Origin of the sequence: Corynebacterium striatum ATCC 6940, assembly GCF_000159135.1 — a bacterium.
Taxonomy (GTDB): Bacteria; Actinomycetota; Actinomycetes; order Mycobacteriales; family Mycobacteriaceae; genus Corynebacterium; species Corynebacterium striatum.
The window spans coordinates 217,032-226,298 of the sequence record NZ_GG667519.1 but is presented as its reverse complement, the minus strand read 5'-3'; the positions used below and the strand labels follow the sequence as shown (position 1 = coordinate 226,298).

Sequence of the window (9,267 nt, the reverse complement as noted above, 5' to 3'; positions counted from 1 at the left end):
TTACTGGTACGTCACGCCCTACGGCAAGCGCTACCTCTGCACCGTGGACTAACCCCCACAAACGAAACCCCGGCCGCGGCCGGGGCGATTCGGCATGCCGCTTTCTAAAAAGACAGTCGCATCTGGTGCCAGACAACGCCGCCGTGAGTCGAGGCGCTCGTGCCTTCGTCGACGAATCCGAGCCACGCGTAGAACCCGACGAGCTCGTCCTTGCACGTGGGCACCAGGCCGGCGCGGCCGCGTGCGCGGGAATCCGCGATGGCGCGATCGAGGACGCGGGTGGCCAGACCCTCGCCGCGGCGGACTGGGTCCGTGATGACCGAAAAGATCATCTGCCACGCGCCGTCGGGCTCGTGCGCGGCGGCGTCGGCGTACATATCGTCGGTGAGGTCGCGGCGGTTCGTTGCGAAGCCGCTCACGGCGGCAACGATGCCGGAGTCCTCGCGCAGGACCCAAAAGCATTCCGGGAATGCGGCCAAACGCGCGGCGACCTGCACGGGCGCGGCGACCTGCACGGGCGGGAAGCACACGTCCTCGAGCCGGGCGAGCGCCGGGGCGTCCGCGGGATGAGCACGGGTGATGGGCTGGTCGAGCACTGCGACGAGGGCGATGCGCTGGGCGACGACGAGGGAGGCATCGGAAAGCGGGTGCTCGCCCCAGAAGTCCGCATGGGCGGCGCGCCAGGCGGCGACATCGGTAAAGCCCTCGCCCTCGGCGCGGGCGAAGTCAGCGTCGATGTCGCCAAACGCGCGCAGCTCGACGTCGGTGGTGCGCAGGACCGCGACGGGCGCACCCGCGGAGTCGAGGAGGATCTCGCCCTCGCCCACGCGCGGCAGAGGCTCGTCGCCGTACGCGGCGTAGAGAGAGGACGTTGCGGTCTTTGCGCCAGCAAGGATGGCAGCGACGAGCTCGTCGCGCAGCGGGCCGGGCAGGCCATACTCGCCCAGGGCGAAGCCGTTGAATTCGGCCATGGCAGCAGTCTAAAACGCGCGCAGCGCCCCGCCGGAGTTCGGCGAGACGCTGCGGGGCGGGCGGGATTATTCCCACTCGATGGTTCCCGGTGGCTTGGAGGTGCAATCCAAGACCACTCGGTTGACGTCCTTGACCTCGTTGGTGATACGGGTGGAGATCTTCTCCAACACATCGTACGGCAGGCGGGTCCAGTCTGCGGTCATGGCATCCTCAGAAGATACCGGGCGCAGCACGATTGGGTGGCCGTAGGTGCGGCCGTCGCCTTGAACGCCGACGGAGCGGACGTCGGCAAGCAGTACCACTGGGCACTGCCAGATCTCGCCGTCCAGGCCAGCGGCAGTCAGCTCGGTACGCGCGATGAGGTCTGCCGCGCGCAAGGTCTCCAAACGCTCTTCAGTAACCTCGCCGATAATGCGGATGCCCAGGCCCGGGCCCGGGAACGGCTGGCGCGCCACGATTTCCTCGGGCAAGCCCAGCTCGCGGCCCACGGCGCGCACCTCGTCCTTGAACAGCAGGCGCAGCGGCTCGACGAGCTCAAACTCGACGTCGTCAGGCAGGCCGCCCACGTTGTGGTGGGACTTGATGTTCGCCGTACCGTCACCGCCGCCGGACTCCACGACGTCCGGGTACAGCGTGCCCTGGACCAGGAAGTCAACGGAGGAACCTGCGGGGGCGTCGTTAAGCACGCCTGCAACAGCACGCTCGAAGGAGCGGATGAACTCCGCACCGATTGCCTTGCGCTTGGCCTCCGGCTCGGTAACGCCGGCGAGCTTGGCAAGGAACGCCTCGCGTTCGTCTGCGGTGACGAGCTTTGCGCCTGTCGACGCCACGAAGTCCTTCTCCACCTGCTCACGCTCACCCGCGCGCAGCAGACCGTGGTCCACAAAGACACAGGTCAGACGGTCGCCGATGGCACGCTGCACGAGCGCGGCAGCCACAGCAGAATCCACACCGCCGGACAGACCGCAAATAGCGCGACCTTCAGGACCAACCTGCTTCTGGATATCAGCGATGAGCTGCTCCGCAATGTTGTCTGCGGTCCAGTTCTGCTCGAGGCCTGCAACCTCGGTGAGGAAGCGGGTGAGCACTTCCTGGCCGTGCGGAGAGTGCAGAACCTCAGGGTGGTACTGCACGCCTGCCATGCGCTTGGCGACGCACTCGAAAGCCGCCACCGGCGCACCCGCCGAGGAGGCAGTAACCTCGAAACCTTCCGGAGCCTCGGAGACAGAGTCGCCGTGGGACATCCACACCTTGTGTGTGGCCTCGAGACCCTGGTGCAGGACGCCGCCGGAAACGTTGACGTCGGTGCGGCCGTATTCACGGGAGCCAGTCGACGCCACGGTACCGCCAAGCGCCTGGGTCATAGCCTGGAAGCCGTAGCAGATGCCAAAGACCGGGATGCCCAGCTCAAGCAGCTCGGGTTTCAGAGAAGGAGCGCCATCCTCATAGACAGAAGACGGACCGCCGGAAAGAATCAGAGCGACCGGATTCTTGGCCTTGATTTCTTCCACGGTGGCAGAGTTAGGAACAACCTCGGAGTAGATGTTGGCCTCACGGACGCGACGTGCGATGAGCTGCGCGTACTGAGCACCAAAGTCCACAACGAGGACTGGACGCGGAGTAGTGGTTGGGTTAGTCACGCGCTACAGTTTAGCCCATTGAACCGCCTTTAAATACGGGGTACCCCAGTTCGTTGTGGGAAGCGGTGGCCGCTACACTTCGGGCTCTGGCGCGCGGACGAGCGCGTGCTGCGTTGCCGTGGCTAAAGCGGCGCGGAATGCTGCCAGACCGGGGTGGGATTCGCGGCCGGAGCGGACTGCTGTGTATAGCGTGCGGGTGCTATTTCCAGGTAGGTCCAGCACGCGGACGCTGCCGAGATTTGGCAGGAACAGCCGCGGCACGATCGCCACTGCGTGGCCGGTGCGCACGAGGTGGCCTTGCAGGAACGGGTCTGGGGTCTCAAAGACCACGTTGGGGCTAAAGCCGTGGCGCAGGCACATCTGGTGGGTAAACCGCCCCATCGACAGGTGCGCCGGGTCGATAGCAAATGGCACGCCCTCTAATTCGGAAAAAGTCAGCTCTGACCAAGGACCTTCCTGCGGCGTGATGAGGTGCAGCGGGTCCTCGGCGAGCAGCTCGCGGTGGACGTATTCGTCGGTGGCGGGGATGTCGGCGTCGTACTCCTCACCGAGAATGAGGTCCACCTCGCGGGTGCGCAGCAGTTCCGACGCCGTCTCCACATCGCGTTGCTTGATCTCCACCTGCAGGTCCGGGTGCGTGCGCGCGAGCACCGTGAGCGCTGCGGGAATGATAGACGACATCACAGTCTGGAAACTCGTCACTCGGATAGTTCCGCGCACGAGAGAGGTCGACGCGAGGACGCGGGACTCCGCTTCGTCGGAAAGCGCAAGCATTCGCCCTGCGTATTCGGCCAAAATCTCACCTTGCTCGGTAAGCCGGATACGCCGCCCGACCTTCTCGTAGAGCTTTACCCCGACGTCACGTTCGCACTGCGCGAGTTGCTGCGAGATAGCGGAGTGGGTGTACTGCAAAGCTTCCGCCACTGCGGTTACGGTTCCGAGGCGTTGCAGCTCAAAAAGCACGCGGAGGCGATGCAAATCCAACATTGCAGTTTTCCTTACAGGTACATGTCAAAAAGTGTAGATAGACTAACAGTTTGCCTCTGCCGCACAATATGGGCATGACAAATCCTCTCGCTATCTTGTGCGTCATCGGATCCTGTATCTCCCTGCAGCTCGGTGCGGCGCTCGCAGTGCAGCTTTTCGACGACGGCGGCACCTGGGGCACCGCTGCCCTGCGCCTGCTGATGGCGGCGGCCGTCCTGCTACTCATCAGCCGGCCAAAGGTGCGCACCTGGGGCCGCGAGCAGTGGCTCACCGCAGCTGCGCTCGGTCTCTCGCTGGGCATGATGAACGGCTTCTTCTACGCGGCCATCGCGCGCATCCCTATCGGCCCAGCGGTGACCATCGAGTTCATCGGCCCACTGCTACTGGCGGCGTTTTTATCGCGTTCGCTTCGCGACGCCGTCTGCGTCGCCCTCGCCGTCTTCGGCCTCGGCCTGCTGGGCTGGGATTCGCTGACCGGCGAGCCGCTTGACCCCATCGGCGTCGGGCTCGTGCTGGTCGCCGGTGCTTGTTGGGTTGCCTATATCTTGGCCTCGAAGAAAGCAGGAAGCCTGTTTTCCGGCCAGGACGGCCTAGCGGTCGCGCTAGCAATCGGCGGCATCGCCCTGCTGCCGATGGGCGGCCAAGGCGCCGTGGTGCTCGTCTCTGATTCCTATCTGCTGCTGCTTGCTTTCGGCACGGGTCTGCTCGCCTCGCTCATCCCCTACTCCCTGGAAATCACAGCTCTGCGAAGCCTCAACCCCAACGTCTTTTCCATCCTCGTGGCACTCGAGCCGGTGTTTGCCGCTTTCTTCGGCTGGCTGCTGCTGTCGCAGAACCTCAGTCCGTTGAAGTTGCTGGCCATCGCGCTGGTTATCATGGCCTCGGTACTACAGACGATGGTGCCTGCCCGCGGCACAAAACCGAAACTGCGACGGGTGCCGTGGAAGGCACGCCGCCGCAGTCGGGCAAAGGTCGGTTAGCGTACTGCCAGGCCAACCTTCTGGAATGACTTCAAGTCCGTGTAGCCGCACTTGGCCATCGCACGCTGGAGTCCACCGACCAGGTTCAGCTGGCCGTGCGGCTCATTAGACGGGCCGTGCAAGATGACCTCGAGCGAAACCTGCTCCGGCTCCGACAACGGCGCGTATCCTGCCGCGATGAGGTCCATGTCCGCAGCCTCGATAACGCCGCGCGGGAAGCGTGGGTGCCCTGCGGTCGAAGGCCAGTAGTAGCCCTTTCCGCCTGCCTCTGCAGCGCGGGCCAAAACCGGACCCAAGACCACAGAATCAGCACCGCACGCGATCGCCTTGGCGATGTCTGCGGAGGTGAAGATGTCGCCGTCGGCAAGCACGTGCACGTAGCGGCCGCCGGTCTCGTCGAGGTAGTCGCGGCGAGCGGCAGCGACGTCAGCGATGGTGGTGGCCATGGGTACATCAATACCCACGGTCTCCGCGTTGGTGTTAACGCCCGAGCCCACGATGATGCCGGCAGCGCCAGCACGCATCAGGTGCAACGCAGTGGTGTAATCCGCCACGCCGCCAGCGATAACCGGCGTATCGATGGAACCGATGAACTCCTTCAAGTTCAGCGGCTCACCGCCCTGCTGCACGTGCTCCGCAGAAATCAACGTGCCCTGAATAAACAGAATCTCCGCGCCGGCCTTGATGACCACCGGCGCCAATTCCCGCGCGCGCTGCGGCGACACACGCACCGCCACGGTCACGCCGGAGTCACGCACCTGTGCGATGCGCTCTGCCAACAGCTCCTCATTCAGCGGCGCTGCATGCAGCTCCTGCAGCGTGGAAAGGTCAAAAGGATTCTCGGTGACCTTCGCCAAGGCTTCCTCTAGGTCCGCGTGACGGCCCCACAGACCCTCCGCGTTGATGACGCCCAAGCCTCCCTGCTTGCCCATCTCGATGACGAACTCCAGCGTGGCCAAAGCGTCAGTGGGGTGCGATACCAACGGGATGTCGAAGGTATAAGCGTCGATGTTCCAGGTGGTGTCGACGTCCTTCGACGAGCGGGTACGGCGGGTAGGGACCAAGGAGATCTGATCAAGATCGTAGGTACGGCGTGCCTCACGGCCGATACCGATTTCAACGTAATCGCGCATGTTCTCTTTCCTCGAAAGATTCGTTTAGCGGTAGTTCGGAGCTTCGATGATCTGCTGCAGGTGGTGCGGGTGAGATTCCTTCAGGCCCGCCGCGGTGATCTGGACGAAGCTCTTGGTCTTCAGCTCCTCGAGGGTGGCCGAACCGGTGTAGCCCATAGAAGCGCGCAGGCCGCCGATGAGCTGGTGCACGATGGCATCGATATCGCCACGGAACGGAACGCGACCCTCGACGCCCTCCGGAACCAGCTTGTCCTCGCTCTTAACGTCGGCCTGGAAGTAGCGGTCCTTGGAGTAGGAGCGCTTCTCGCCGCTCAGACCACGGCCTTGCATAGCGCCCATGGAGCCCATGCCGCGGTAGCGCTTGTACTGCTTGCCCTGGACCACGACGATATCGCCAGGTGCCTCGGTGGTGCCTGCGAACATGGAGCCCAGCATGACGGTGTCGGCACCAGCGGCCAACGCCTTGGCGACGTCGCCGGAGTACTGCATGCCGCCATCGCCAATGACCGGCACGCCAGCTGGACCAGCCACTGCCGCAGCTTCCATGATGGCGGTGATCTGCGGAGCACCGACGCCCGCGACGACGCGGGTGGTGCAGATGGAGCCTGGGCCGATGCCAACCTTGATAGCGTCCGCGCCGGCCTCAATCATGGCCTTCGCCGCCTCGCGGGTAGCGAGGTTGCCGCCCACGACATCGACCTTGGAGCCGAAGTCCTTCTGTACACGGGAAACCATCTCCAGCACGCGGTTGTTGTGCGCGTGAGCGGAGTCGACGACGAGGACGTCAACGCCGGCGTCGACAAGCGCGCCTGCACGAGCATAGGATTCCTCACCCGTGCCGATGCCCGCTGCCACCAGCAGTCGTCCGGAGGAATCCTTGGAGGAGTTCGGGAACTGCTCGGTCTTTACGAAGTCCTTGACGGTGATGAGGCCGACGAGTTTATTGTCATCGTCGACGATTGGCAGCTTCTCCACTTTGTTGGAGGACAGCAGCGCGAGCGCCTCTTCCTTGGCCACGCCTTCCTTAGCCACGACCAGCGGCATCGGGGTCATAATCTCGGAAACCTTGCGGCCGAAGTCCGGCTCGAAGCGCATGTCGCGGTTGGTGCAAATTCCCACCAGGGTGCCGTTAGCGTCTACAACCGGCAGGCCAGAAATGCGGAAACGAGCGCACAGCTCGTCTACTTCCTGGATGGTCATGTCCGGGGTTGCGGTAACTGGGTCAGTAACCATGCCGGACTCGGAGCGCTTAACGATCTCGACCTGGGTGGCCTGGTCCTCAGTGGACAGGTTGCGGTGCAGGACGCCAATACCACCCTGACGTGCCATGGCGATAGCCATACGGGCCTCGGTAACGGTATCCATAGCAGCGGAAACCAGTGGCACACCAAGACGGATGTTTCGGGTGAACTGCGCCGAGGTGTCCACCTCGGACGGAACGATGTTGGATTCTGCCGGCAAAAGCAAAACGTCGTCGAAGGTCAAGCCGTAGAGGGCTACCTTGTTTGGGTCGTCGCCACCAGTACGAACGTGGTAATCGCTCATGAGTTAAGGACACTCCTTAAAGGCCAAGAGGGGTTTCGCGGTAACCACAACCTTAGTGCTTTAAGCGCGCGAAATGGTAGCCGGGCGTCCGAGTACCTGCACCTAATGAATTCTGTCGAATAAATTGCCTAAAGGGGGTGCGACTTAATAGGCTCGCAAAGGTGAACTTCTTCGCCAATATGCCACGCGACCCATTCGCTGACGATCCCAACGACCCGGCTTCCTTCCTGGAGGAGGACGAGCAGGTCATGCCGCTTTCCGAGGACGAGCGTCTGGCTATCATCCACGACCTCGCCTTGGTCCAAGAATTTGCCCGGGTGCTGGGCCCGCGGGGAATCGATGGCATCTTCTTCCTCTGCGAAGACTGCGAGGAGAACCACTTCTACGAGTGGGACATCATGGCTGCAAACATGCGCGCCACCCTGGCCGGCGAGCTCGCCCCGGTCCACGAGCCGGGCGCTGAGCCCGACCCCACCCGCTACGTCCCATGGGACTACGCCCTGGGTTACATGGACGGCCTCGACGGCCGCTAATGCGCTTGGCTACGCCACCAAAAAATCCCTAGCTCCTTTTCGGAAGCTAGGGATTTTCCTTACCGCTGGGTTTGCACCGGCGCTAGGTTATTGCCGTTGCCTTTATCTGTACCTTCGCCGTTATCTTCACTCGGTTCCGTCTGGCCCTCGGTGGGCTGCAGGGGGTTCTGCGGCGCGGAGCTCGTCACAACGACTGTCGAGGTCAAGGTCTGATATTCGGTCACCGTTACCGGGGCTGGCCCTGGGTTGGTTGCCGGAGCATCCTTCTCAACGGTCTCAGTCGAGGTCACGGTAGTACGCGGGGCGGGGGCAGGAGCTGGTTTGTCGTCTGCGCTTTCCTTGGAGGAGCGAGCGTTATCCATAATGCGGCGTGCTGCTTCCAGCAGTTCGCGGGTACCGTTCAAATCTCCCTCAGCGGAGCGACGTTCCATTTCCTCGAGGGTAGTTGCAAGCTCGACCACGGAGGCGTCGTCAGTGCCGAACAGCGACTGATTGACTCCGTATAGGGGCGAAGCCGGGCCTGCGTTATACACGGCCGTACCAGCACCAGCAATGACCAACGTGGCCGCCGCAGCACCAATAAGACCATTGACGAGAGGACGCGAACGACGACGCTTGCGGGCCGCAGCCAAGGAGATTACCTCCGGCTCCAGCTCGGCGCCCTCGATGATAGGGGCAGGCGGCATTTGCCGCTCGACGTCCTCACGCAGCTCGAGGAAGAGAGCAGCCAGCTCATCTTCACCAGCGGAAGGGTCCTGTCCTTGAGAAAGGCTGGTCAGGAATGCGTCATCATCGACCAAGGGCTGTAGCTGCTCAGCAACGCCCTGAGTAGGCTCTTCCTTCTTTGCCATGATGCCCCCTTCCTTGAATGAGATATATGTAATAGAGACACGCTTGTACTATGCGGCGGGACCGCCGATAGCCTTACGCAATTGCGACAATGCCCGATGTTGTGCGACGCGAACAGCGCCGGGAGTAGAACCCACAATCTCTGCGGTTTCTTCTGCCGACAGGCCCACGAACACACGCAAAATAATAATGTTTCGAGCTTTGTCACTTAATGTATCGAGCAACTCGCGCACTCTGTTACTACCGTCTGCTACCAGCGCTGTTTCCTCTGGATTTGCCTCTTTGGTAGCGCCTTCCGGCACCTCTTCGGTGGGGTTAGACTGATCGCGCCCCATTGCCCGGTGTGCATCCGTGACTTTGTTGAATGCGATGCCGTAGACATAAGCCATAAACGGCCGTCCTTTGTCCTCGTACGAGCCGATGGACGTGGCTACGGCGAGGCAAATTTCTTGGGTAACGTCCTCGGGCGTGGGTTGGCGGCCACCTCCGATGCGAGCACGGCAGTAACGCAGCACCTGGGGGTGAATGATCCGCATGATGCTTTGGAGTGCGCGACGATTTCCGTCAATTGCAAGCGGAACGAGGTCCGCTAGCTCTTTATCGGTATCGCTCACTGTTCATCCTTGGT

General features: G+C 62.6%; 9 protein-coding genes. 2 read left to right on the top strand and 7 right to left on the bottom strand.

Annotated elements, in window-relative coordinates:
- Positions 1-104: 104 nt before the first annotated feature.
- The 3 genes from HMPREF0308_RS13115 to HMPREF0308_RS01005 all read right to left on the bottom strand — a co-directional run bounded on the left by HMPREF0308_RS13115 (position 105) and on the right by HMPREF0308_RS01005 (position 3,599).
- On the bottom strand, positions 105-971 hold the full coding sequence (locus tag HMPREF0308_RS13115; RefSeq protein WP_005527898.1) for a GNAT family N-acetyltransferase: 867 nt from the start codon (positions 969-971) through the stop codon (positions 105-107).
- Positions 972-1,037: 66 nt separating this feature from the next.
- On the bottom strand, positions 1,038-2,612 hold the full coding sequence (gene guaA, locus HMPREF0308_RS01010; protein ID WP_034656537.1) for a glutamine-hydrolyzing GMP synthase: 1,575 nt from the start codon (positions 2,610-2,612) through the stop codon (positions 1,038-1,040).
- 72 nt (positions 2,613-2,684) lie between these two features.
- The gene (locus tag HMPREF0308_RS01005; RefSeq protein ID WP_005527894.1) at positions 2,685-3,599 is read right to left on the bottom strand and encodes a LysR family transcriptional regulator; all 915 of its coding nucleotides are present in this window, start codon (positions 3,597-3,599) and stop codon (positions 2,685-2,687) included.
- A gap of 74 nt (positions 3,600-3,673) precedes the next feature.
- On the opposite strand from HMPREF0308_RS01005, the gene HMPREF0308_RS01000 reads away from it, so the two are divergent.
- Positions 3,674-4,579 carry an EamA family transporter gene (locus HMPREF0308_RS01000; protein WP_115340931.1) on the top strand — a complete coding sequence of 302 codons (906 nt, stop codon included), beginning with the start codon at positions 3,674-3,676 and terminating at the stop codon, positions 4,577-4,579.
- Here HMPREF0308_RS01000 and HMPREF0308_RS00995 read toward each other — a convergent pair.
- Together HMPREF0308_RS00995 and guaB are read right to left on the bottom strand one after the other, a co-directional pair.
- Positions 4,576-5,712 (bottom strand): GuaB3 family IMP dehydrogenase-related protein, encoded by a 1,137-nt coding sequence (locus tag HMPREF0308_RS00995; RefSeq protein WP_005527891.1) that lies wholly within the window; start codon positions 5,710-5,712, stop codon positions 4,576-4,578. The two genes, HMPREF0308_RS01000 and HMPREF0308_RS00995, sit on opposite strands and share 4 nt — an antisense overlap.
- A gap of 24 nt (positions 5,713-5,736) precedes the next feature.
- Positions 5,737-7,257 (bottom strand): IMP dehydrogenase, encoded by a 1,521-nt coding sequence (guaB, locus tag HMPREF0308_RS00990; protein ID WP_005527889.1) that lies wholly within the window; start codon positions 7,255-7,257, stop codon positions 5,737-5,739.
- A 161-nt stretch (positions 7,258-7,418) separates the two neighbouring features.
- Here guaB and HMPREF0308_RS00985 point away from each other — a divergent pair, with 161 nt between their 5' ends.
- A complete protein-coding gene (locus HMPREF0308_RS00985; RefSeq protein ID WP_034656536.1) occupies positions 7,419-7,790 on the top strand; it encodes a DUF5319 domain-containing protein in 372 nt (123 codons plus the stop codon).
- Between the two features lie 59 nt (positions 7,791-7,849).
- Here the strand turns inward: HMPREF0308_RS00985 and HMPREF0308_RS00980 are convergent, their stop codons facing one another.
- Positions 7,850-8,641 carry a hypothetical protein gene (locus tag HMPREF0308_RS00980; protein ID WP_005527883.1) on the bottom strand — a complete coding sequence of 264 codons (792 nt, stop codon included), beginning with the start codon at positions 8,639-8,641 and terminating at the stop codon, positions 7,850-7,852.
- 48 nt (positions 8,642-8,689) lie between these two features.
- The gene (locus tag HMPREF0308_RS00975) at positions 8,690-9,253 is read right to left on the bottom strand and encodes a sigma-70 family RNA polymerase sigma factor (RefSeq protein WP_005527881.1); all 564 of its coding nucleotides are present in this window, start codon (positions 9,251-9,253) and stop codon (positions 8,690-8,692) included.
- Positions 9,254-9,267: the final 14 nt, after the last annotated feature.